General features: G+C 64.7%; 23 protein-coding genes. 4 read left to right on the top strand and 19 right to left on the bottom strand.

Translation table 11 applies throughout. The features are described 5' to 3' along the window. Window positions 1–62 precede the first annotated feature (62 nt). The 4 genes from BW970_RS03410 to BW970_RS20700 all read right to left on the bottom strand — a co-directional run bounded on the left by BW970_RS03410 (window position 63) and on the right by BW970_RS20700 (window position 4,045). Entirely contained in the window at window positions 63–1,364 is a 1,302-nt protein-coding gene (locus BW970_RS03410) for an HlyC/CorC family transporter (protein ID WP_076528662.1), read from the bottom strand. A 67-nt stretch (window positions 1,365–1,431) separates the two neighbouring features. Beyond that, window positions 1,432–2,343, bottom strand: a complete 912-nt coding sequence (locus BW970_RS03415) for a tyrosine recombinase (RefSeq protein WP_076528665.1) — start codon at window positions 2,341–2,343, stop codon at window positions 1,432–1,434. Window positions 2,344–2,361: 18 nt separating this feature from the next. After that, a complete protein-coding gene (locus tag BW970_RS03420; protein WP_076528667.1) occupies window positions 2,362–3,912 on the bottom strand; it encodes a hypothetical protein in 1,551 nt (516 codons plus the stop codon). After that, the gene (locus BW970_RS20700) at window positions 3,902–4,045 is read right to left on the bottom strand and encodes a hypothetical protein (protein ID WP_159441414.1); all 144 of its coding nucleotides are present in this window, start codon (window positions 4,043–4,045) and stop codon (window positions 3,902–3,904) included. Before BW970_RS20700 ends, BW970_RS03420 begins: the two co-directional genes overlap by 11 nt. 126 nt (window positions 4,046–4,171) lie before the next feature. Between BW970_RS20700 and BW970_RS03425 the strand changes: the two genes are divergently transcribed. The 4 genes from BW970_RS03425 to BW970_RS03440 all read left to right on the top strand — a co-directional run bounded on the left by BW970_RS03425 (window position 4,172) and on the right by BW970_RS03440 (window position 8,581). Further along, the gene (locus BW970_RS03425) at window positions 4,172–4,717 is read left to right on the top strand and encodes a shikimate kinase (protein WP_144038876.1); all 546 of its coding nucleotides are present in this window, start codon (window positions 4,172–4,174) and stop codon (window positions 4,715–4,717) included. A 1-nt stretch (window position 4,718) separates the two neighbouring features. Further along, on the top strand, window positions 4,719–5,834 hold the full coding sequence (gene aroB, locus BW970_RS03430) for a 3-dehydroquinate synthase (RefSeq protein ID WP_076528669.1): 1,116 nt from the start codon (window positions 4,719–4,721) through the stop codon (window positions 5,832–5,834). A 19-nt stretch (window positions 5,835–5,853) separates the two neighbouring features. Continuing rightward, complete coding sequence (locus BW970_RS03435) at window positions 5,854–6,957, top strand: CaiB/BaiF CoA transferase family protein (RefSeq protein ID WP_076528671.1); 1,104 nt, start codon at window positions 5,854–5,856, stop codon at window positions 6,955–6,957. A 133-nt stretch (window positions 6,958–7,090) separates the two neighbouring features. Further along, entirely contained in the window at window positions 7,091–8,581 is a 1,491-nt protein-coding gene (locus BW970_RS03440; protein ID WP_076528673.1) for a DEAD/DEAH box helicase, read from the top strand. Window positions 8,582–8,701: 120 nt separating this feature from the next. On the opposite strand, the gene BW970_RS03445 is transcribed toward BW970_RS03440, so the two are convergent. The 15 genes from BW970_RS03445 to BW970_RS03520 all read right to left on the bottom strand — a co-directional run bounded on the left by BW970_RS03445 (window position 8,702) and on the right by BW970_RS03520 (window position 23,364). Further along, a complete protein-coding gene (locus tag BW970_RS03445) occupies window positions 8,702–10,369 on the bottom strand; it encodes a ribonuclease J (protein WP_076528675.1) in 1,668 nt (555 codons plus the stop codon). After that, window positions 10,366–11,145 carry a type III pantothenate kinase gene (locus tag BW970_RS03450; RefSeq protein ID WP_076528677.1) on the bottom strand — a complete coding sequence of 260 codons (780 nt, stop codon included), beginning with the start codon at window positions 11,143–11,145 and terminating at the stop codon, window positions 10,366–10,368. The genes BW970_RS03445 and BW970_RS03450 overlap by 4 nt, the downstream gene beginning before the upstream one ends. Before the next feature lie 81 nt (window positions 11,146–11,226). Then, window positions 11,227–11,982, bottom strand: a complete 756-nt coding sequence (locus BW970_RS03455) for a biotin--[acetyl-CoA-carboxylase] ligase (protein ID WP_076528679.1) — start codon at window positions 11,980–11,982, stop codon at window positions 11,227–11,229. Next, window positions 11,972–13,405: an NADH-quinone oxidoreductase subunit NuoN gene (nuoN, locus tag BW970_RS03460; protein ID WP_144038859.1), complete on the bottom strand. Its 1,434-nt coding sequence runs from the start codon at window positions 13,403–13,405 to the stop codon at window positions 11,972–11,974. Before nuoN ends, BW970_RS03455 begins: the two co-directional genes overlap by 11 nt. Before the next feature lie 10 nt (window positions 13,406–13,415). Beyond that, window positions 13,416–14,954 (bottom strand): NADH-quinone oxidoreductase subunit M, encoded by a 1,539-nt coding sequence (locus BW970_RS03465; protein ID WP_076528682.1) that lies wholly within the window; start codon window positions 14,952–14,954, stop codon window positions 13,416–13,418. A 13-nt stretch (window positions 14,955–14,967) separates the two neighbouring features. Continuing rightward, window positions 14,968–16,977 carry an NADH-quinone oxidoreductase subunit L gene (gene nuoL / locus BW970_RS03470; RefSeq protein WP_076528684.1) on the bottom strand — a complete coding sequence of 670 codons (2,010 nt, stop codon included), beginning with the start codon at window positions 16,975–16,977 and terminating at the stop codon, window positions 14,968–14,970. Window positions 16,978–16,981: 4 nt separating this feature from the next. Then, window positions 16,982–17,293: an NADH-quinone oxidoreductase subunit NuoK gene (gene nuoK, locus BW970_RS03475; RefSeq protein ID WP_076528686.1), complete on the bottom strand. Its 312-nt coding sequence runs from the start codon at window positions 17,291–17,293 to the stop codon at window positions 16,982–16,984. 77 nt (window positions 17,294–17,370) lie between these two features. Beyond that, a complete protein-coding gene (locus tag BW970_RS03480) occupies window positions 17,371–17,985 on the bottom strand; it encodes an NADH-quinone oxidoreductase subunit J (protein WP_076528688.1) in 615 nt (204 codons plus the stop codon). Then, window positions 17,985–18,392: a carboxymuconolactone decarboxylase family protein gene (locus BW970_RS03485; RefSeq protein ID WP_076528690.1), complete on the bottom strand. Its 408-nt coding sequence runs from the start codon at window positions 18,390–18,392 to the stop codon at window positions 17,985–17,987. Before BW970_RS03485 ends, BW970_RS03480 begins: the two co-directional genes overlap by 1 nt. Before the next feature lie 181 nt (window positions 18,393–18,573). Continuing rightward, complete coding sequence (nuoI, locus tag BW970_RS03495; protein WP_076528692.1) at window positions 18,574–19,065, bottom strand: NADH-quinone oxidoreductase subunit NuoI; 492 nt, start codon at window positions 19,063–19,065, stop codon at window positions 18,574–18,576. 1 nt (window position 19,066) lies between these two features. Next, the gene (gene nuoH / locus BW970_RS03500) at window positions 19,067–20,104 is read right to left on the bottom strand and encodes an NADH-quinone oxidoreductase subunit NuoH (RefSeq protein ID WP_076528694.1); all 1,038 of its coding nucleotides are present in this window, start codon (window positions 20,102–20,104) and stop codon (window positions 19,067–19,069) included. Between the two features lie 31 nt (window positions 20,105–20,135). Beyond that, complete coding sequence (locus BW970_RS03505) at window positions 20,136–20,531, bottom strand: hypothetical protein (RefSeq protein ID WP_076528697.1); 396 nt, start codon at window positions 20,529–20,531, stop codon at window positions 20,136–20,138. Between the two features lie 4 nt (window positions 20,532–20,535). Further along, a complete protein-coding gene (gene nuoG / locus BW970_RS03510) occupies window positions 20,536–22,545 on the bottom strand; it encodes an NADH-quinone oxidoreductase subunit NuoG (RefSeq protein ID WP_076528699.1) in 2,010 nt (669 codons plus the stop codon). A 4-nt stretch (window positions 22,546–22,549) separates the two neighbouring features. Continuing rightward, on the bottom strand, window positions 22,550–23,044 hold the full coding sequence (locus BW970_RS03515) for a DUF3291 domain-containing protein (protein ID WP_076528702.1): 495 nt from the start codon (window positions 23,042–23,044) through the stop codon (window positions 22,550–22,552). Continuing rightward, complete coding sequence (locus BW970_RS03520; RefSeq protein WP_076528705.1) at window positions 23,041–23,364, bottom strand: hypothetical protein; 324 nt, start codon at window positions 23,362–23,364, stop codon at window positions 23,041–23,043. Before BW970_RS03520 ends, BW970_RS03515 begins: the two co-directional genes overlap by 4 nt. Window positions 23,365–23,366: the final 2 nt, after the last annotated feature.

Consider the following 23,366-nt stretch of genomic DNA (forward strand, 5'->3'; position numbering starts at 1 on the left):
TGCGGCAAGGTATCGGGCGGGTCGGTGCGTCATGTTGTGGCAAGACGCACCCCCCGCCGGGATCACAGCGGCCGCACCTTCAGGCGGGTGATACGGTTTTCCCGCCGGGTCAGCACCTCGAACCGGAAGCCATGAAAGCTGAAGACCTGGCCTTCGGCGGGGATGGTCTGCGCCTCGTGGATCACCAGACCGGCGACGGTATTCGCCTCGGCATCGGGCAGCGACCAGTCCAGCGCGCGGTTGAGATCGCGGATCGTCATGGCGCCATCGACGATATAGTCGCCCGCCTCGGTCGCCTTGAAGGTATGATCGCGCGTCACGTCGAATTCGTCGGTGATGTCGCCGACGATTTCCTCGATGATGTCTTCCAGCGTGATCAGGCCGCGCAGCGCGCCATATTCATCCACCACGAGCGCAAAATGCGTGCGGCGTTTCAGAAACTGGCGCATCTGATCGTCGAGATCGGTGGTTTCCGGCACGAAATACGGCTTGCGCGCCACCTTGAGGACATCCAGGTCGGTGAGTGTCAGGGCGTCGTCCCCTTCGGGCGTGATGATGCGCCCCACCTCGCGCAGCAGATCCTTGGCATGGACGACCCCGAGGATGTTTTCGGTATCGCCGCGATAAACCGGCAGGCGCGTATGCGGCGAGGCAAGCAACTGCGCCAGGATTTTCTCGGGCGGGTCGTCGGCATTGATCATCTCGACTTCCGAGCGGTGCTTCATCACCTCCTCGACCGTGCGGTCGGACAGATCCAGCGTGGCCAGCAGGCGGTCGCGGTCTTCCTTTTCCACCGCGCCTTCGGAATGTCCCAGCGAGATCGCGCCCATGATTTCCTCGCGGATCGCAAGGATGCGGCTGTCGGGGTCGGTGCGCACGCCGAACAACCGCAGGATGCCGCGCACCAGGGTCCGCACAATCGTCACCAACGGCGCAAAGATCAGGATCAGCGCCCGGATCACCGGCGCCACCCGCAGCGCCACGGTTTCCGGGTTGGCGATGGCATAGGTCTTGGGCAGCACCTCGCCAAAGATCAGGACCAGCAGGGTCATGCCCAGGGTCGCAAGCGCAACCCCGCTGTCACCGAACACCCGCGTCAGCAAGGCCGTTGCCAGCGAGGCCGAAAGGATGTTCACCACGTTGTTGCCCAGCAGGATGGCGCCGATCATGCGCTCGCTGTCCTCGGTCACCTTCATGGCGGTTTCGGCACGGGCATCGCCCTTGTCGGCCTGCGACTTCATCTTGGCGCGGGAGGCTGCCGTCAGGGCGGTTTCCGAGCCGGAAAAGAAGCCCGACAAGACAAGCAGGAAAAGAATGGCCCCGGTCGTGAGCCAGAATCCGGTATCGAGAGATGAAGGGTCCATTGGTCTTTCTTGAAACGCTGTCAGTTCGTTATGCCCGCCCGGCAATGTCACGACAAGGAAAATGGCCTCAGTCGTGCTGTGCGAGCGGATGGCGGGTCAGCACCAGATCGCGCAGGCGATCTTCGAGAACATGGGTATAGATCTCGGTGGTTGCCAGATCGGCATGGCCCAGCAAGGTCTGGATGGCGCGCAGATCCGCGCCATGGGCCAGCAGATGCGTGGCAAAGGCGTGGCGCAGGGTATGGGGCGTCACGCGGGCCGGATCCAGCCCTGCCACCAGCGCCAGTTCCTTGACCAGCGCATAGAAGCGCAGCCGCGTCAGATGCCCCTCTGCGCTGCGGGACGGGAACAGGAACTTGCTCGGGGCCCGCAATCCTGCGCCCTCCGCATCGCGCAGCGCCAGCCAATCGGCCAGTGCGGCACGCGCGGGGCTGGACAGCGGGACCAGCCGCTCCTTGTCCCCCTTGCCGCGGATCAGGATCATCGCGGGATTGCCCCGCACGGTCGCAACCGGCAACGCCACCAGTTCCGACACCCGCATCCCGGTGGCATACAGCACTTCCATCAGGCAGGTGTTGCGCAGGCGGTCCTCGGGCGCGCGCCCATGATGGCGGGCCGCCTCCAGCAGTGCCGTCACCTCGGTTTCCGAAAGGGTCTTTGGCAGGCGGGCGGCCCGGCCCGGCCCTTTCAGGCGCAAGGCGGGATCCGTGCTGCGCCACCCTTCCTCCTGGGCGAACAGGAACATCTGGCGGATGGCCGACAAACGGCGTGCCCGCGTTGCGGTGGCCAGCCCCTGCGCATCGCAGAACACCAGATAATCTTCGACATCGGCCTGCGATATCTGCGAAAAATGCAGCCCGCGCCGCCCGAGCCAGTCGGCAAAATCCTTCAGATCCCGCCCATAGGCCAACCGGGTGTTGCGCGCGGCATCCTTGCCCGCCGCCTGCGCCTCGAGAAAGGTCGAGATCCATCGCTGCATCGGAACACCGTTCACCGCCTACCCATCCCTTTCGAGCAGCATCAACTGCAACGCCGCCTTGCGGGCCGGCGCCTCCAACCCCAGATGGCGCAACACCACAAGACCGTCGGTCACGCCCCGCCGGTCGCCCATGGCCCCATGGGTCACACGGTCGATCGCGGCCAGCGCAGCCTCGCCCATCCGCCCGGCCTTGACCAGCGGTTCCGCCGGACCTGTCAGCGGCGGGATCGCCCCCGATGCCGGAAACGCCAGCGCAATCGCCCGCGCCAGCCCGTCCGGCGGAGGCGGCGCCGTGACCGCACCTCGGGCAAGCCCGATCAGGAAGGTCTCCATCTCGGTCTCGGGCGTTCGCCCGATTGCCGCCACCTCATAGCCCGGCGCCAGCAAGGCAATGCGAAAGGCCAGTTGCCCCGCCTCGCCCTCCATCGGAACCCGTGACAAGGCGGCCCCGTAGGTTTCGGCAAAGGGAACTTCCAGTTCCATCTCGGACAGCGCCGCCCAGACACGGGGCAGACTGCTGGCCAGGGCCGCGGCATTGCCGGTGGCCAGATCGGTTTCGAACCGCTGCACCGCCGAAACCCGCGTCCAGACCCCTCCCGACGCGGCTGGCGTACGTTCGGCATAGATTTCCAGCAGTTCCCCCGGCGTGATGGCCCCGACCCGCGCCAGACGCTCGGCCGCTTCCAGCCGCGCCTTCCAGCCGGTCGCGGGCGTCAGATCGCCATGCGCAAAGGCCAGCGGCAGCGATGTGGACGACACCGGCTCGCCAATCGCCTCGTGGATACGCAGCACCAGCGGCGAAATGCGTTCGGGCACCGGCAAGGGATCGGCATCCTCGAACAATTCGGGGGCCAGAAAGCGTTCCAGCAGGGCATCTTCCGCCGCCGTGATCTGGCCAAGCGCCTGCGCCGTGCGCAAGGTCAGTTCCGCCGCCTGCCAATCCCCCCCGCGTGCCAGACAGAAGATGCGGGCGGCAAAGGTCGGCGCAATCCCCGGTGCGGCACGCAGATCGGCGCAGGCCGCGTCTTCGGTGCCCAGCAGAAGCGCGATGTCAAAGGCGCGGCGGAACAGATCGGGTGTCGGATCCCCCGCCGCATCGACCAGCGCGGCCGCCGCATCCAGCGCGCCCATCTCCAGCAGCTTGTCGATCCGCGCCAACAGGAATGTGCCGGTGCCATCGGCATCGGCAGGCGCGTCGATTTCGGCCAGCATCAGGATTTGCATCAGATCGCGCAGCGCGGGCAGCGGCTCCGGGTGGTCGCCCTGAATCATCTGGCCCAGGGTCGCCACGGACGACCTTGCCCAGAACCGCCGGTCGATTCCCGTGACCTGCGGCGGCAGCACGCCCACGGCATCCAGATTGCGGTCGGCCAGCGGGGTTGTGGTGATCGCCTCGATCTCGCCCGGCGGGCTGGTCGGTGGCTCTGCAACCGGCGGTGCGATGACCGGACGCGCGACCGTATCCGACAGCCAGTCGATGGCCGACAGCGGCGTGCCTTCGGCCTGCGCCTGCCCCGCCGCGATCAGCAGCAGGGCCGCGGCCAGGATCGTCTTGTGATCAGTTGCCATTGCCGCTGCCGGGAACCGCAAGCGGTTGGCTGACCTGGTTTGTCTCGGGGCTCAGATCTCCGACATAGGCATAGACGGTCAGCCCCGCCACGCCCACCACCGCCAGTATGAGGATCGCCTTGATCAGCCGCATGGTTCTGCCCTTCGTGCCTGTTCTTTCGTTGCCGCCCCTGGGGCGGTGCCGGTCGATTATATATGGCCTTTTGTCGAAGATCACGCCATTCAGGGCGCCAATGTTGAACTTGGGGGGCCAGCCGGGGTGAAGTGGCGGCTGAAGAAACCAGTGGTGCTGGTGGGCATGATGGGCGCGGGAAAAACCGCGGTCGGAACCCATCTTGCACGCACACTCGGGGTGCCCTTTCTCGATTCCGATGACGAGATCGTGAAAGCCGCCAACATGACCATCGCCGAGATATTCGCGCGCGACGGCGAGGCGTTCTTCCGCCAAAAGGAATCGCAGGTGATCGCGCGTCTGCTGGCCGGAGCGCCGGGGGTGCTGTCCACCGGCGGCGGCGCCTATCTGGCCGAAGCGAACCGGATGGCAATCTCGCAGCTGGGCGTCGCGGTCTGGCTGCGGGCGGATCTGGATCTGCTCTGGCAGCGCGTGCGCCACAAGAACACCCGCCCCCTGCTGCGGACCCCGGACCCTTATGGCACGCTGAAATCCCTGCTGGACGCCCGCGCGCCGGTCTATGCGCTGGCCGATCTGGTGGTGGACAGCAAGCCCGGCCTGTCCATCGACGCCATGGCAGAGCGTGTCATTGCAACGCTCGAAACCCGACCCGATGTTCTGGAGAGGAAATGACATGGCAGCGGATGTGATTCCGGTCCGGCTGGGCGCGCGGTCCTATGAGGTGCGCATCGGACCGGGATTGATCGACCGGGCAGGCACCGAACTGGCCCCGCTGCTGCGCCGCAAGCGCGTGGCGATCCTGACCGAAGATCGCGTCGCCGCCCATCATCTGCCCCGCTTGCAGGCTGCACTGGATGCCGCCGGCATCGCGCATTCCGCCCTGAGCCTGCCCGCGGGCGAGGCGACCAAGGGCTGGGATGGGCTGCGCGCGGCCACCGAATTCCTGCTGGACGAAAAGGTCGAGCGCCGCGATCTGGTTCTGGCCTTTGGCGGCGGGGTGATCGGCGATCTGGCGGGCTTTGCCGCCGCCATCCTGCGGCGCGGGGTGCGCTTTGCCCAGATGCCCACCACGCTGCTGGCGCAGGTGGACAGTTCGGTCGGCGGCAAGACCGGCATCAACACCCGCCACGGCAAGAATCTTGTGGGCGCGTTCCACCAGCCTGCGCTGGTCCTGGCGGATACCGGCGTGCTGGACACCCTGCCCCCCCGCGACCTGTTGGCCGGCTATGGCGAGGTGGTGAAATACGGCTTGCTGGGGGATGCGGCCTTTTTCGACTGGCTCGAAGCGAACGGTCCGGCCCTGGCCAAGGGCGATCCGGCCGCGCGTCAATATGCCGTCGGCCGCTCTGTCGAGATGAAGGCGGGGATCGTCGAACGCGACGAAACCGAGGAAGGCGAGCGGGCGCTGCTGAATCTGGGCCATACCTTCTGCCATGCGCTGGAGGCGGCGACCGGCTACAGCGACCGTCTGCTGCATGGCGAAGGCGTCGCGATCGGCTGTGCGCTGGCGTTCGAGCTTTCGGCGCGCATGGGGCTTTGCCCGCAGGAAGACCCGTCGCGCGTGCGCGCCCATCTGCGCGCCATGGGCATGAAGGTGGATCTGGCCGATATTCCGGGCTCGCTGCCCGATGCCGCCGCGCTGGTGCGGCTGATGGGACAGGACAAGAAGGTGGTGGACGGCAGGTTGCGGTTCATTCTGGCACGGGGCATCGGCACGGCCTTTGTGGCCGACGACGTGCCGCCCGCCACGGTCGAGGCGCTGCTGGCCGAGGCTCTGGCGCGCAGATGACGACAGACAGGGGGACGATATGCTGAACGGTGTGCGTGTGGTGGAACTGGAAGGCATTGGCCCCGGCCCGTTCTGCGGAATGCTGCTGGCCGATCTGGGGGCGGATGTCATCGTCATCCACCGCCCCACCGGGAACGATGTGCCCGGCATGGATGGTGCCAACCTGCTGGATCGCGGCAAACGCTCGATCACGCTGGATCTCAAGACCCCCGATGGCAAGGCGACGGCGATGGCGCTGATTGCCACCGCCGATGCGCTGATCGAAGGCAATCGCCCCGGCGTGACCGAACGTCTGGGCCTTGGCCCTGCGGACTGTCACGCGATCAACCCGAAGCTGGTCTATGGCCGCATGACGGGCTGGGGCCAGACCGGCCCGCTGGCCCAGGTGGCCGGGCATGATCTGAACTATATCGGGCGCTCGGGCGCGCTGTGGTACGCGGGCGCACCGGGCACCCCGCCGATCAGCCCGCCGACGCTGGTGGGCGATATTGGCGGCGGGGCGATGTATCTGGCGGTCGGCCTGCTGGCCGGCGTGCTGAACGCCCGCACGACCGGCAAAGGCACGGTGGTCGATGCCGCCATTGTCGATGGATCGGCGCATATGATGGCGCTGCTGATGGCCTTGCGCGCCGGGGGCGGGCTGGAGACCGCACGCGGCCAGAGCCTGCTGGATGGCCCGCATTGGAGCCGCAGCTACCCCTGCGCCTGCGGCAACTGGGTTGTGGTCCAGGCGCTGGAACCGAAATTCTACCGGCTGTTCCTGACCGGGCTTGGCCTAGGCACCGACGCGGCGATGATCGCCGGGCATTTCGACCGCAGCGCCTGGCCCGCGCTGACCGACCGCGTTGCCGCGATCTTTGCCAGCCAGCCGCGCAGCCACTGGGACGAGGTATTTGCCGCATCCGATGCCTGCGTGGCCCCGGTATTGTCCCCGGACGAGGCCGCCGCAGATCCGCATATCGCAGCGCGGGGCATCTGGCAGGCGGATCCGGTGCAGCCCGCGCCGGCCCCCCGATTCGACGGACAGCGGCGTATCCCCGGCCCGATTGCCATTCGTGGGGCGCATTCGACGGAAATCCGCGATGAACTGGCGAAAATGACCGGATCAGGGCAGGTTTCTTGACCTTAGGCGCCATTTCGGATAACGCCCGCAGGGTGAGGCGTGGGTTTTGTCCCGTGCCCCCTAGCCGCCGGGGCGCCCGGAACGAATGCGTCCCATACCCATTGCGGTCCGATACCGCAAATCAAGGACGCCAATGACAAAGTTTTCCGATCTGCAACTGGACGCACGGGTACTGCAAGCCGTCGCCGACGCCGGCTATGAAACGCCGACCCCCATTCAGGCCCAGGCTATTCCCTCGGCGCTCGAAGGGCGCGACGTGCTGGGAATCGCCCAGACCGGCACCGGCAAGACGGCAAGTTTCACCTTGCCGATGATCACGCGGCTGGCCAATGGCCGCGCCCGTGCGCGGATGCCGCGTTCGCTTGTGCTGGCCCCCACGCGGGAGCTGGCCGCCCAGGTGGCCGAGAACTTCGACACCTATACCAAGCACCTCAAGCTGACCAAGGCCCTGCTGATCGGCGGCGTATCCTTCAAGGAACAGGATCTGCTGATCGACCGTGGCGTCGATGTGCTGATCGCGACGCCCGGCCGCCTGCTGGACCATTTCGAACGCGGCAAGCTGCTGCTGACCGGCGTCCAGATCATGGTGGTGGACGAGGCCGACCGGATGCTCGACATGGGGTTCATCCCCGACATCGAACGCATCTTCCAGTTGACGCCATTCACCCGCCAGACCCTGTTCTTCTCGGCCACCATGGCGCCCGAGATCGAGCGGATCACCAACACCTTCCTGTCGAACCCGGTGCGTGTCGAAGTGGCGCGTCAGGCCACCACCTCGGAAACCATCGAACAGCGGCTGATGAGCTTTGCGCCCTCGCGGCGCGACCGGGCCTTTGCCGAAAAGCGGGCGCTGCTGCGCGAGGTGATCAAGACCGAAGGCGATGCCTGCACCAACGCGATCATCTTCTGCAACCGCAAGATGGATGTGGATGTGGTCGCCAAATCGCTCAAGGCGCATGGCTTCGATGCGGCCCCGATCCATGGCGATCTGGACCAGTCGCAGCGCACCAAGACGCTGGACGCCTTTCGCGATGGATCGTTGCGGTTCCTTGTCGCGTCGGATGTCGCGGCGCGTGGACTGGACATTCCGGCGGTGAGCCATGTGTTCAACTTCGACATGCCCAGCCATGCCGAAGACTATGTGCATCGCATCGGCCGCACCGGTCGGGCCGGACGTCTGGGCAAGGCGATCACCCTCGCAACCCCGGCGGATGACAAATATCTCGCCGCCATCGAATCGCTGATCAAGCAACCGATTCCGCGCGGCGAAACGCCGACGGTCGAATTTGACGACAGCCCCGACCGCGGTGAACATCGCCAGCCGCGCTCGCGCCACTCGTCGCGGGACCGCGGACCGCGCATCGAACGCGCCCCGCGTGCCGATGCTGCTGCGGCGCCGGCGGAGGCCGCCGCCCCCGCCCCCGCCCCGCGCCGCGAGGATCCCCGCCGCGACGATCCCCGCCGCGACGACACCCGTCGCGAGCCGCGCCGCGATGATCGCCGTGATCGCCGCCGCGACGACAGTGCATCGGTCGCAGGCATGGGCGACCATGTGCCGGACTTCATCCTGCGCAGCTTCGCGCGGGTTGCCGCCCTGGAAACCGCCGAAGACGTCGCAGAGTAACGACGCCCCGGCCACGACGCCAAAAGCCCGCGCCGGTGTTCCGGCGCGGGCTTTTGTTTTGGTCTTGCATTGCCGACGATCAGGCATCTGCGGCGCGGGGGGCGACCCCCCGCTGTCCGCTCAGGCCAGCCGCGAAACGACGACCGTAACCTCGGGTTTCTTGCCGATCTCTTCCATCGACACCTGCCGCACCACGCGGCGCACACCATCGTCGAGCTTTTCGTCGTCGCGCAGAACCCGCGCCCCGGCGCGGCCCAGAAACTCTGCAAGGTCGCTTTCGATCGTCTCGGCCAGCGCGCGCCCGCTCTTGCCGGTTTCAGGCAGGCCCATCAACTCGGCCCAGGGATCCCCCAGCGCGGTATCATCCTCGTCCATGATCAGTGTCACGATGACATGCCCGTTCAGCGCCATGCGGATACGGTCGCGGATCACACCATCCATCGCCCCGATCAGCACCGACCCATCCAGATAGACGCGGCCGGTCTCGATGTATTCGGCCAGTTGCGGGGTATCTCCGCTCAGATCCAGCATCATGCCGTTCGGCGCGATCTCGGATGCGATGCCCTGCGCTGCGGCCAGTTTGGAATGTTCGCGCAGATGGCGATGTTCGCCATGCAGCGGGATCACCACAGCAGGCCGGACCAGCCGGTGCAACGTTTCCAGATCCGGGCGGTTGGCATGGCCGGACACGTGATACAGCCCGTCCTGATCATCGACGACATCGACGCCCATCTCGGAAAAGGCGTTGACCACGCGCAGAACGCCACGCTCGTTCCCCGGAATCGTGCGCGACGAGAACAGGAAGGTATCGCCTTCCTTCATCTGCAAGCCCAGATACTTGCCGCGCGACAATTGCGCACTGGCGGCGCGGCGTTCGCCTTGGGTGCCCGTCACGATCAGCATCAGGTTGTGCCGCGGTACATCCGCCGCATCCTCGGGGCTGATCGTCGCGGGAAAATCGGTCAGCACGCCGGTTTCCTGCGCCACCGTCACCATCTTGCGCATCGCCCGGCCCATCAGACAGACAGAGCGGCCCGCCGCCTGCCCCGCCTGCGCCAGCGCCTTGACCCGCGCCAGGTTCGAGGCGAAGGTGGTTGCCGCGACCATGCCCTTGGCCCCGGCGATGAATGACTGCAACGGCGCGTGAAGCGTGCTTTCGGAACGGCCGGGATGCAGGCTGAACACATTGGTGGAATCGCAGGTCATCACCTTGACGCCTTCGGCACCGATCTGGGCAAAGACCTCTGGATCCCACGGCTCTCCCACACCGGGAGTCGGATCCAGCTTGAAGTCGCCCGAATGGAGGATGCGCCCCGCCGGCGTTTCGATCAGCAAGGCCGAGCTTTCGGGAATCGAATGGGCAATCGGCACGAACTGCACGCGGAATGGCCCTGCCTGCACCCAGGCCGGGCGCGGCGCATGGATCTGTACGACAGATCCGTCCTGTCCCTGATCTTCCAGCTTCAGCTTGGCCAACGCGCCGGTGAACTTGCGCGCATGGACAGGCGCACGCAAGCGGGGCCACAGATGGCCAAGCGCGCCGACGTGATCCTCGTGGCCATGAGTGATGAAAATTCCCTCGATCCGGTCGGCCCGTTCAGCCAGCCAGTCCACCGATGGCATGATCAGATCCACCCCCGGCGTCGTGTCCATATCGGAAAATGTGACACCAAGATCGACGACGATCAGCCGCTCGCGCCCTGCCGGCCCATAGCCGTAGACGTAGCAGTTCATCCCGATCTCCCCGGCACCGCCGAGGGGAAGGTAGATCAGGCGGTTGGCACTCATGCGGACTCCAGTCTGCGGTTGTGGTCGTGGATCAGGACCAGACCGTGCATCGTCAGATCCTCCTCGATCGCATCAAAAATTTCAGTGCCCTGTTCGAACAGCGGCGCAAGACCACCCGTGCCGATCACCCGCATGGGGCGGTCCCGTTCTGCACGGATCTGACGCACGATGCCTTCGACAAGGCCGATATATCCCCAATACACGCCCGACTGCATACAGGCCACCGTATTTGTTCCGATCACCCTGTCCGGGCGGGAAACATCCACATGAGGCAAGGCCGCCGCCGCCATGTGCAGCGCCTCCAGGCTGAGGTTGACGCCCGGCGCGATGACACCACCGATATAGGCGCCATCGGTATCCACCACGTCAAAGGTCGTTGCGGTGCCGAAATCGACTACAACAAGGTTCCCGCCGTGGCGGTCAAAGGCGCTTGTCGCATTCACCAGGCGATCCGGCCCGACCGTCGTCCCCTGATCCACCCGCGGCGCCACCGGCAGCACGCAACCCGGCCGTCCGACGACATAGGGCCGGCAACCATAGTAGCGGTCGCACAGAACCCGAAGGTTGAACACAACCCGTGGCGCCGTCGAGGAGATGATCGCGCTGTCGATCTTCACGTCCAGCTTGTTGAGCATCATCAGCGTGGAGAGCCAGACGAAATACTCATCTGCCGTGCGCTTGTGATCGGTGGCGATGCGCCAGGTGGCGAGGAAGTCGTCCCCTTCACGAATGGAAAAGACGGTATTGGTATTTCCGCAGTCGATGGCAAGCAGCATGGCAGGCTCCGGTTCAGATCCTGGTGCCGGGGCAAAGCCCCCCGGCGCCCTGATGAGTCTTTGGTCAGAACGAGATAGCGGTCAGAAATAGATGTCGGCTGCCGGCAGATTGAGCGTACCGGCCTGGGTGCGCAAGACCAATGCTCCGGTTGAATCTATCCCCTCGAAGATTCCCTCATGGGTGTGCGCACCGATCCGCGCCACGATGCGTTCGCCCAGCCGTGCAGCGTGGTCCAGCCAAAGCGCCCGGATCGGTGCAAACCCCTCGGCCTCCAACACGGACTCGAGCCGGGCGAAGCTGGCCGCGATCGACGTCAACAGGGTTTCCGGGGCGATCCGCATCCCGGTTTCCGCCAGGACAGACACCGGCAGCACCGCGCCCGCCTCGACCTCTGTCGGGGCCGGTGCCGCAATCAGGTTTACGCCGATGCCGATGGCCAGATGATCGACCCCGCCCTGCGCGCCCAGGCTTTCCAGCAGAATGCCCGACACCTTGCCGCCGTTCAGCAGCACATCATTGGGCCATTTCAGCCGGAACGCCTGCGGGGTTCCGGTCAGCCCCGCCAGGGCCTCATGCAGCGCCAGGGCCGCCATGAAGCTGCGCAGCGCCGCCTGGCCTGCACCGCCTGCCGGGCGCATCAGCAATGTGGCGTGAAAGTTCCCGCGCGGGCTGACCCAGGGCCGCGCCCGCCGCCCGCGCCCGCCGGTCTGGAACCCAGCCAGGATCCATGTGGGCGCGATGCAAGAAGCCGCGCGTCGCGCGGCTTCTGCATTGGTGGACTCGACCGTTTCCAGAATGACGCGGCCGACGCCCTCGGGCCAGACCTCAGCGGACAAGCGCCTGCGCCGCCGCCAGGGCCGGACCCTCGATCCCGAACAGGTTGACGATACCGGCCACCATCGCCACCGCTGACAACATCATCAGCGCCCATTGCGCGGGTGCCATCCGGCTTTCCAGAACTTCGCCCTCTTTGCCGAAATACATGAAGTAGACGATGCGCAGATAGTAGAAGGCCCCGATCACCGACGCGACCGCCCCCGCCACTGCCAGCCAGACCATATCGGCGTCGACAGCGGCCTTGAGCACCGAAAGCTTGGCAAAGAAACCCAGCATCGGCGGCACACCGGCAAGGCTGAACATCAGCACCAGCAGCGCCAGTGCCTTGCCCGGCTCGGTCTTGCCAAACTGGTTCAGGGCGCCAATGTCCGAAACCGGGCGGCCATCGCGCTCCATCGACAGGATGAAGGCAAAGGTTCCGACGTTCATCGTGACATAGATCGCCATATAGACCAGCATCGCCTGCACGCCGCCAGCGGTTCCGACCGCCAGGCCGATCATCGCATAGCCCATATGCGCGATCGAGGAATAGGCCATCAGGCGCTTGATGTCGGTCTGTCCGATAGCGGCAATCGCGCCCAGGAACATCGACAGAACCGCCAGAACCGCAATCACCTGGCCCCAGTCACCCGGAATGGCGCCAAAGGCATCATGGACCACGCGCGCGAACAGCGCCATCGCCGCCACCTTGGGCGCAGTGGCAAAGAAGGCGGTGACAGGCGTCGGCGAGCCTTCGTAGACATCCGGCGTCCACATGTGGAAGGGCGCCGCCGACACCTTGAAGGCCAGGCCGGACAGCAGCAGGACCATGCCGAACAGCACGCCCAGCGGCACCTCGCCCTCCAGCGTGCCAAGAATGCCCGCAAACTGGGTCGTCCCGGCAAAGCCATAGATCAGCGAGGCCCCGAACAGCAACAGGCCAGACGACATCGACCCCAGCACAAAATACTTCAGGCCCGCCTCGGTCGAGCGCGCGCTGTCACGGCGCAGCGAGGCGATGACATAAAGCGCCAGCGATTGCAGCTCCAGCCCGACATAGAGCGCAATCAGATCGCCCGCCGACACCATCAGCATCATGCCGACAACCGACAGCGCCACAAGAACCGGATATTCGAAACGATCCAGCCCGCGCCGCTGGACATAGTCCTGACCGATCACTAGCACCGCCGCCGCGCCGACCAGCACCACGACCTTGGCAAAGCGTGCAAAGGCATCGGCAACGAACATGCCGCCAAAGGCTGTGGCGTCGGTCCCTGCCGTGCCGATCCAGAACGCCAGCACCAGGAACAACGCCACCATCGCCCAGGTCAGAACCGGCGTAAGCCGGTCCTTGGCGGTGTAGACCGCGCCCATCAGCGCCACGATGGCAGCACCAGCCAGCACGAGCTCGGGCAGAACGACGGAAATATCCGCAGAGATCATGGCAAGCTCCTTAGTGGCTGGCCAGCTGCGTGCCCGCATCGGCGGGAATCGCGGCATGGTAGTCGGTGATCAGGGCGCCGACGCTGGGCCCGATGATATCGGTCACCAGCGACGGATAGACGCCCAGCAGCAGGGTCATCGCAACCAGCGGGGCAAAGATCGCCCGCTCGCGCGCGGTCATGTCGGTGATGGTCTTCAGGCTGCCCTTGATCAGCGCGCCCCAGACCACCCGGCGATACAGCCACAACGCATAGGCCGCCGACAGGATCACGCCGGTCGCCGCAAAGAACGCCACCCAGGTGTTGACCTGGAAAATCCCCATGATGGTCAGGAACTCACCGATGAACCCCGAGGTGCCCGGCAGGCCCACGTTCGCCATGGTAAAGAACAGGAACACCAGCGCATAGGCGGGCATCCGGTTCACAAGGCCGCCATAGGCGTCGATCTCGCGGGTGTGCATCCGGTCGTAGATCACGCCCACGCACAGGAACAGCGCACCCGAGATGAAGCCATGGCTGATCATCTGGAAAATCGCGCCGTCGATCCCCTGCTGGTTGGCGGTAAAGATCCCCATGGTGACATAGCCCATATGGGCAACCGACGAATAGGCGATCAGCTTTTTCATGTCGCTTTGCGCGATGGCAACAAGGCTGGTGTAGACCACCGCAATGGCCGACATCCAGAATACCAACGGCGCCAGCAGGTCGGATGCGACCGGGAACATCGGCAGCGAAAAACGCAGGAACCCGTAGCCGCCCATCTTCAACAGCACCGCCGCCAGGATCACCGAACCCGCGGTCGGCGCCTGAACGTGCGCATCGGGCAGCCAGGTGTGCACCGGCCACATCGGCATTTTCACCGCGAAGCTGGCAAAGAAGGCCAGCCACAGCAGCGTCTGCATCCCGCCGACGACCTGGATGCCCAGCACCGGGAATGTCTCAGAGGCGAAGTTGTGGTTCAGCAGCGCCGCGATATCGGTCGTGCCCGCATCCACATACATCGCGATCATCGCCACCAGCATCAGCACCGAGCCAAGGAAGGTGTAGAGGAAGAACTTGAAGCTGGCATAGATCCGGTCCTTGCCGCCCCAGATGCCGATGATCAGGAACATCGGGATCAGCCCTGCCTCGAAGAACAGGTAGAACAGCACCAGATCCAGCGCCACGAACACGCCGATCATCAGCGTTTCCAGCATCAGGAAGGCGATCATGTATTCCTTCACGCGATGCGTCACATCCCAGCAGGCCGCAATGGTCAGCGGCATCAGGAAGGTGGTCAGCATCACGAACAGGATGGAAATCCCGTCAACGCCGACCCGGTATTTCAGCCCCATGATCCAGTCATGGGATTCGGTGAACTGAAAGCCGGTATCCGCCGGATCGAACCCGGCGATCAGGAAGATGGAGATCAGGAAGGTCGCCGTCGTGGCGGCCAGCGCCAGCCATTTGGCATTGCGCTGCGCCGCGGCATCGTCGCCGCGCAGAAACACCGCCAGGATCAGCGCGCCGATCGCCGGGGTGAAGGTGATGATGGAGATCAGATTGTCCATGGTTCCCTGTCCCTCAGTGGCCGCTGTACGCCAGCGTCATCCAGGTGACCAGCACCACGATGCCCAGCACCATCGCAAAGGCATAGTGGAACACATAGCCCGACTGCATCCGGCCCGCGAGCCGGGTGAAGAAGGGCACGATCCCCATGGCCAGCCCGTTGATGGTGCCGTCGATCACGTTGCCGTCGCCCCGTTTCCACAGCGCGGCCCCCAGCCACTTTGCCGGACGGACGAAGATTGCGTCATAAAGCTCGTCGAAATACCACTTGTTCAGCAGGAAATCATAGAGCGGCTTCTGTTCCGCCGCGATCTTGCCCGGCAGATCCGGGCGGCGGATATACATGAACCAGGCAAGACCAAGACCCAGCAGCATGGCGACAAAGGGCGCGACCTTGACCCATTTGGGCACGTAATGCGCCGCGTCGAGCACCAGCTTTTCAGCGCCGTGCGACTCGACCATCGCGGTCATGGAGATGGAGCCCGCGAACCAGTCCAGCACCTGACGACCAGAGCCAAAGAACGGCCCGTACCACAGCATCCCGGCAAACACCGCCCCCAGCGCCAGCACGGCCAGCGGGATCAGCATCACGCGCGGGCTTTCGTGCGGTTCATGGTGGTGATCGTCATGGCCGTGCCCGTTGTGGTGACCATGCGCCCGGCTTTCGCCATAGAAGGTCATGAACATCAGCCGCCAGCTATAGAAGCTGGTCATCAGCGCGCCCAGCACCAGCAGCCAGAAGATGATGGCCGGGCCACCGGCATAGGCGCTCTCGATTACCGCATCCTTCGAGATGAAGCCGGCAAAGCCGATGTGGGTCAGCGGGATCCCGACGCCGGTGATGGCCAGCGTGCCGATCATCATCGCCCAGAAGGTCAGCGGGATCTTTTTGCGCAGGCCGCCATAGTTGCGCATGTCCTGTTCGTGATGCGTGGCATGGATCACGGAACCCGCCCCAAGGAACAGCATCGCCTTGAAGAACGCATGGGTGAACAGGTGGAACATCGCCACCGAATAGACACCGACGCCCGCCGCCACGAACATGTAGCCAAGCTGCGAACAGGTGGAATAGGCGATTACCCGCTTGATGTCGTTCTGCACCAGGCCGACCGTGGCCGCAAAGAAGGCCGTGAACCCGCCGATATAGACGATCATCAGCTTGGCTTCCGGCGCGACTTCATACAGCGGCGACATGCGCGATACCAGGAACACGCCTGCCGTCACCATGGTCGCGGCGTGGATCAGCGCCGACACCGGGGTCGGCCCCTCCATCGCGTCGGGCAGCCAGGTGTGCAGGAACAGTTGCGCCGATTTGCCCATGGCCCCGATGAACAGCAGCACGCCGATCAGGTTGGCCGCGTTCCAGTCGGTCCACAGGAAGGTGATGTTTTGCTCTGCCAGTGCGGGCGCCTGCGCAAAGATCTCGTCCAGCCGCACGCTGTCGGTCAGGAAGTAAAGCGCGGCGATCCCGAGCAGAAAACCGAAGTCGCCGACACGGTTGACGATAAAGGCCTTCATCGCCGCCGCGCTTGCCGACTGCTTTTTCCAGTAGAAACCGATCAGCAGATACGAGGCGACGCCCACACCTTCCCAGCCAAAGAACATCTGGATCAGGTTGTCAGAGGTCACCAGCATCAGCATGGCAAAGGTAAAGAACGACAGATAGGCGAAGAAACGTGCCCGATACGGCTCATCCTCGGACCAGTTCTCGTCATGCGCCATGTAGCCGAAGCTGTAGAGGTGGACCAGCGCCGACACCGAGTTGACCACGACCAGCATGATCGCCGTCATGCGATCCAGCCGGATGCCCCATTCGGCCCCCAGCGTGCCGCTGTCGACCCAGCGGAACAGCATGATCTGCTGCGTGCCACCATCGAAGGTCAGGAAGATGACCCAGGACAGCAGCGCCGACAGGAATACCAGCGCGGTGGTCAGAATCTGGGCAGGTTTCTCGCCGATGTATTTCCAGCCGAAGCCACACAGAATGGCCCCGACCAGCGGCGCGAACAGGATGATGGTTTCCATCGCCTCAGCCCTTCATCACGTTGACGTCTTCGACGTCGATGCTGCCCTTGTTGCGGAAGAAGCAGACCAGGATCGCAAGCCCGATCGCCGCCTCGGCCGCCGCGACGGTCAGGACGAACATGGTGAACACCTGCCCCGCCAGATCCCCCAGAAAACTGGAAAAGGCGACAAGGTTGATATTGACCGACAGCAGCATCAACTCGATCGACATCAGGATGACGATCACGTTCTTGCGGTTGAGAAAGATGCCGAAGATCCCGATGACGAACAGCGCCGCCGCCACCGTCAGGTAATGTTCCAGTCCCACTGTCACCATCGTCGTTCCCTCGTGGGCCGACAGGCGGCCCCTTGTCATTCATTGCACCGGCCGGACCCGCAGGCCCGGCCCGCGTATCAGAGACCCTGCCCCGGTTTCACGTCTTTCATTTCCATCGTCTTGGCCGGATCGCGCCACATCTGTTCCAGCACGTTCTGGCGCTTGACGTTGGTGCGATGGCGCAGGGTCAGGGCGATGGCCCCGATCATTGCCACCAGCAGGATCAGACCCGACACCTGGAAGGGCAGGATATACTGGTCATACATCAGCAGACCCAGCGCCTTGGTGTTGTGGATCTCGGACAGATCCGGCGTCACCGCCTGACGCAGCCCCAGCGCCCCTTCGGATTGTTGCCAGGCGCTGAACGCAAGCACGAACTGCATGATCAGGATCAGGCCGACCAGCAGCGCAAGCGGCATCGTGCGCGCCATTTCGCCCTTCAGCTCGGCAAAATCGACATCCAGCATCATCACGACGAACAGGAACAGCACCGCCACCGCGCCGACATAGACGATGACAAGCAGCATGGCCACGAACTCTGCCCCCAGCATGACAAACAGCCCGGCGGCAGAGAAGAAGGCCAGGATCAGCCACAGCACCGAATGCACGGGGTTGCGCGACACGGTGACCAGCAGCCCCGCCGTCACGGTGACGATGGCAAACGCATAAAAAGCCAGATCGGCGACGCTCATCACTTGTTCTCCTCGATCTCGGCAAAGACGCTCTGGGCGATTACCAGGGCCTTCTGCATGGCGGGCAGGCCGCCGAATACGCTCATCTGCCAGATCACCTCGGCGATCTCGCGTTCGGTTGCCCCGGCCTCAAGCGCGTGGCGCACCGTCATCTTCATCTGCGGCTCGGCCTGCGCCCCCAGCACGGTCAGCGCGCCGATGGTGACAAGCAGCCGCGTCTTGGCATCCAGCCCGTCGCGGTTGAAGGTCTTGCCGAACCACATTTCCATCATGTCCTTGGACATGGTGGGGAACATGCGGTCGATCCCGGCCACCTTCATCTGTTCCAGCGCGGGGTTGAAGGAACGCAGCATCTCCTGCCCGCTTTCCATCATCTGCTGGATCATCTTGGTGTAGGTCTCGTTCATGTCCGGCCCCCCTTGCGCGATCTGATCGTCACCATTCCGCAGGCGCCTGGCCGCGTGTTCAGCCGGACCGCCGCCATCGGTGCCGCGCCCCCGGCCGCCTGCATCCGCGGCAACCGGAACGCATGCAGGCCGAACATGGCAAAGGCCGGCGGCGCGGGAAAACGGAGGGCGGCTTGGCGGCTCATCTGTAGGGCGCGTCCAGTTCCAGGTTGCGGGCAATCTCGGCTTCCCAGCGTTCGCCATTCTCCAGCAGTTTCGCCTTGTCATAGAACAGCTCTTCGCGCGTCTCGGTGGCGAACTCGAAATTCGGCCCCTCGACAATGGCATCCACCGGGCAAGCCTCTTGGCAGAAGCCGCAATAGATGCATTTCGTCATGTCGATGTCATAGCGCGTGGTGCGGCGGCTGCCATCCTCGCGGGGCTCCGCGTCGATGGTGATCGCCTGCGCCGGGCAGATCGCCTCGCACAGCTTGCAGGCGATGCAGCGTTCCTCGCCGTTGGGATAGCGACGCAGCGCATGTTCACCGCGGAACCGGGGCGACAGCGGCCCCTTTTCATGCGGATAGTTCACCGTATCCTTGGGGGCGAAGAAATACTTCATCCCAAGGCCAAAGCCTTTGATGAAGTCCACCAGGAAGAAGTATTTGACGGCGCGGTTGATGTCGATGCCCATATCAGCCCCCGATGGTCCAGCGTGCCCAGGCACCGCCCAGCACTTCGAATTTCGCAAGGAACGCCACGATCACGACCCAGGCCAGCGACAGCGGCAGGAACACCTTCCAGCCGATCCGCATCAGCTGGTCATAGCGGTAGCGGGGCACGATGGCCTTGACCATGGCGAAGAGGAAGAAGAAGAACGCCATCTTGCCGAACATCCACAGGAACCCGTCCGGGATACCGGGGATGGGCGACAGCCAGCCGCCCAGGAACAGCAGCGACATCAGCGCGCACATCAGCCAGATGGCGATGTATTCGCCCGCCATGAACAGCAGATAGGGCGTCGAGGAATATTCGACCATGAAGCCCGCGACCAGTTCCGATTCCGCCTCTGGCAGGTCAAAGGGCGGGCGGTTCGTTTCGGCCAGGGCCGAGATGAAGAACAGCACGAACATCGGCAGGTGCGGCAGCCAGTACCAGTTGAAGAAGCCGAAGTCGCCGCGCTGCGCCTCGACGATGGCCGTCAGGTTCATCGAGCCGGTCGAAATGATGATGCCGATGATGATCAGGCCCAGCGACACCTCATAGCTGATCATCTGCGCCGCCGACCGCAGGCCGCCCAGGAACGGATATTTCGAGTTCGAGGCCCAGCCGCCCATGATCACGCCGTAAACCTCCAGCGAGGAGACGGCAAAGACGAACAGGATGGCAACGTTGATATCCGCCAGCACCCATCCCGCATTGAACGGCACGACGGCAAAGGCCGCCATGGCCAGCACGAACGACGCCATCGGCGCAAGAAAGAACACCGGACGGTCGGCGCCCGCAGGCACGATGATTTCCTTCAGCACATATTTCAGCGCATCGGCAAAGGTTTGCAGCAGGCCCCAGGGGCCCACGACGTTCGGTCCGCGCCGCAACTGCACCGCCGCCCAGATCTTGCGGTCGCCATAGACGAGGAAGATCAGCGAGATCATCGCAAAGCCGATCACCAGCAGGCTCTGCCCTGCGATGATGACCGCGATCCCGGCCGGTGTCTGGAAGAATTCAGCCATTTTTCCTCACGTCCCCAAAACTGTCCCGGCGTCAGACCGTCGGAATCCCGCGTGCGCCGCAATCGCGCACCGTGACCTCGGCGTCAATGGTCGCCACCCCTTTTGGCAGCGCGGGCGAGATGAGATAGACCGCATCCGCCCTTGCCACGGCGCCGCTCTGGTCCACGGTCGTGCGCACATGGCGCGCAAAGCCGTAGCCCCGGATCAACGCATATTGCGCGGCCGCGCAGGCCGCATAGTCCTCGACCATCCGGCGTTCCTCTGCATGGCGGATGGCCACGCGGAAGTTCACCAGATCGCCATCCAGAAGCCGCGTCTCGATACCCAGAAACGCGGGCGGCAAGGCGTGCTGCCCCGTCTGCGCCCCGTTGGCGCAGGCACCCAGCCCGATCAGGGCCAGCGCAAGGGGGGCAACGGCTTTGCCCATCGTGTCACTCTGCCGCCAGCGGCGTGTTGGCCCGCGCAGCGGCATTGGCCGACAGTTCCGCCATCAGCGGCGATGCGCGCGCAATGGGGTTTGTCAGCCAGAAATCCTTGATCGCGGCGCGGAACGTCGCCTTGGCCGGTTCGCGCAACGGGATGCGGTTCCAGTCATTGGCCGCAACCTCGCCCACCTGCGCCAGATGCGGATAGACCAGCACCATCGCGCGGCGCAGACCCGCCAGATCGTCCCAGGGCAGTTGCTGGCCGACCATGGCAGACACCGCGCGCAGGATCGCCCAGTTCTCCTTGGCCTCGCCCGGCGGGAAACCGGCGCGCAGTGCCAGTTGCGGGCGGCCTTCGGTGTTGACGAACAGCCCCGCTTCCTCGGTATAGCAGGCGCCCGGCAGGATGATGTCGGCGCGATGCGCCCCGCGGTCGCCATGGCTGCCCTGATAGATCACCACCGGACCGGCAGCGAGTTCCACCTCGTCGGCGCCCAGGTTCCAGATCACCTCTGCCCCGTCCAGCGCGGCGGTCATCCCGCCATCGGTCACGGCACCCACATCCATCGCGCCCACACGGGCCGCGGCAGTGTGCAGCACCAGAAGCTTGGCCCCTGCCCCTTCGGTGTATTTCATCACCTGGCTGAGAACCGCTTCGCCATCGGCCTCGTTCAGCGCGCCCTGCCCCACGATGACAACGGTGTCAGGCTTGGCCTGAACCTTGCCGACCAGATCGACCAGCGCATCGCGGCTGTTGCCGAAATGGTGGTAGTCATAGGTCAGGTCCACCGCCGCGCCGATCAGCCCCACGCGCGCGCCTGCCAGCCAGGCCTTGCGGATACGGGCGTTCAGCACCGGCGCTTCGGTGCGGGGGTTGGTGCCGACCAGAAGGATGGTCTTTGCCGTGTCGATATCGGCAATCTGTGCCGTCCCGACATAGGCCGACCGATTGTCCGCAGGCAGCTTGGCGCCATCGACCCGCGATTCCACCTTGCCGCCCAGCGACTCGACCAGCATCTTCAACGACCAGGCCGCCTCGACCGGCACCAGATCCCCGACCAGACCGGCAACCTTCTTGCCCTTGATCGCCGTGGCCGCAGCCTCCAGTGCCTCGGGCCAGCTTGCCTTGCGCAGCTTGCCGTTCACCCGGATATACGGCGTGTCCAGCCGCTGGCGGCGCAACCCGTCCCAGACAAAGCGGGTCTTGTCGCTGATCCACTCTTCGTTCACGCCGTCATGGTTGCGCGGCAGGATGCGCATGACTTCGCGGCCCTTGGTATCCACGCGGATGTTCGACCCCAGCGCGTCCATCACGTCGATGGTCTCGGTCTTGGTCAGTTCCCAGGGCCGCGCGGTAAAGGCATAGGGCTTGCTGGTCAGCGCGCCCACCGGACACAGGTCGATGATGTTGCCTTGCAGGTTGCTGTCCAGCGTCTGGTTCAGATAGCTGGTGATCTCGCTGTCCTCGCCGCGCCCGGTCTGGCCCATCTGGGTGATGCCCGCCACCTCGGTGGTAAAGCGCACGCAGCGGGTGCAGGAAATGCAGCGCGTCATCGTGGTGGCGACCAGCGGGCCAAGGTTCAGATCCTCGGAGGCGCGCTTCGGCTCGCGGTAGCGGCTGAAATCGACGCCATAGGCCATGGCCTGATCCTGAAGGTCGCACTCGCCGCCCTGGTCGCAGATCGGGCAATCCAGCGGGTGGTTGATCAACAGGAATTCCATCACCCCTTCGCGGGCCTTCTTGACCATGGGGGAATTGGTTTTCACCACCGGCGGCTCGCCATTCGGGCCGGGCCGCAGATCGCGGACCTGCATCGCGCAGGATGCGGCCGGTTTCGGCGGGCCGCCCACGACCTCGACCAGACACATCCGGCAGTTGCCGGCGATCGACAGCCGCTCGTGATAGCAGAAGCGCGGGATCTCGACCCCGGCGACCTCGGCCGCCTGGATGATGGTCATGGCCGCATCGACTTCGACCTCGATCCCATCAATGACGATCTTCTTGAGCGTGCTCATCCGCTTACTCCGCAGCCACTGGGTCGCACCGGCGGGATTGCCACAGATGCGCATCTTTCAGATAGGACCAGCCAAAGGCGTGATCCGTGTCGCCGTGTTCTTGCTGGTGGGTCCAGCGGGCCATGCCCTCTGCCACAGAGGGGCGGTGCCCTTCGGGGATCCACCACAGCACCAGATTGCCGTTTCCGGCCACATCATACCATTCCGCCTTGCGGCCATAGAACTGGCGATGGACCGTGTTCCAGACGAACTGTTCCAGACTTGGGGCATCGCGCCAGACCGACAGGGTCGAGGCGATGCGAGGCTTGCCGCCGAACGGACCTTGAGGGTCGCGCTGTGCGGCATCCATATCCTCGTCCGATACACGCCAGACAAAGCCAGGCGACCGCGCGGCAATGCCGTTCACCAAGTCCAGCCCGTCGACGAACCCCTTGATACGGGGATCGTCCCAGTCGTGCCGCAGCGTGCCGAAATTGAACTCGGCCAGATGGTGCGTCATGCCCGGCACCTCGCACGCAAGGTCATGTCGCCCGACGCATCGACCGCATGGGCCCAGTCGCCGGTTGCCGGATCGGTCTCCCAATCGGCGGCCGAACTGCCCCGGTTGGTCAGGCAATACAAAGTCACCGGATAGCGGGCGCTTTCGCGGGCCATGTCCAGCGTGGCGCCCGGAGCCTTGACCGTGACGACCAACAGACCGTCGTTCTGGGCCTTGACGCTGCCACGATAGGGCAAGCCCGCCTCGGCCGCCTGACGACGGTTACATGCGGCGGTGGTGGCCACCGCGCCGATCAGCATGAGGACCAGGGCTGCCCGCATCG

The sequence above is a fragment of the Gemmobacter megaterium genome (assembly GCF_900156815.1).
Lineage (GTDB): Bacteria > Pseudomonadota > Alphaproteobacteria > Rhodobacterales > Rhodobacteraceae > Wagnerdoeblera > Wagnerdoeblera megaterium.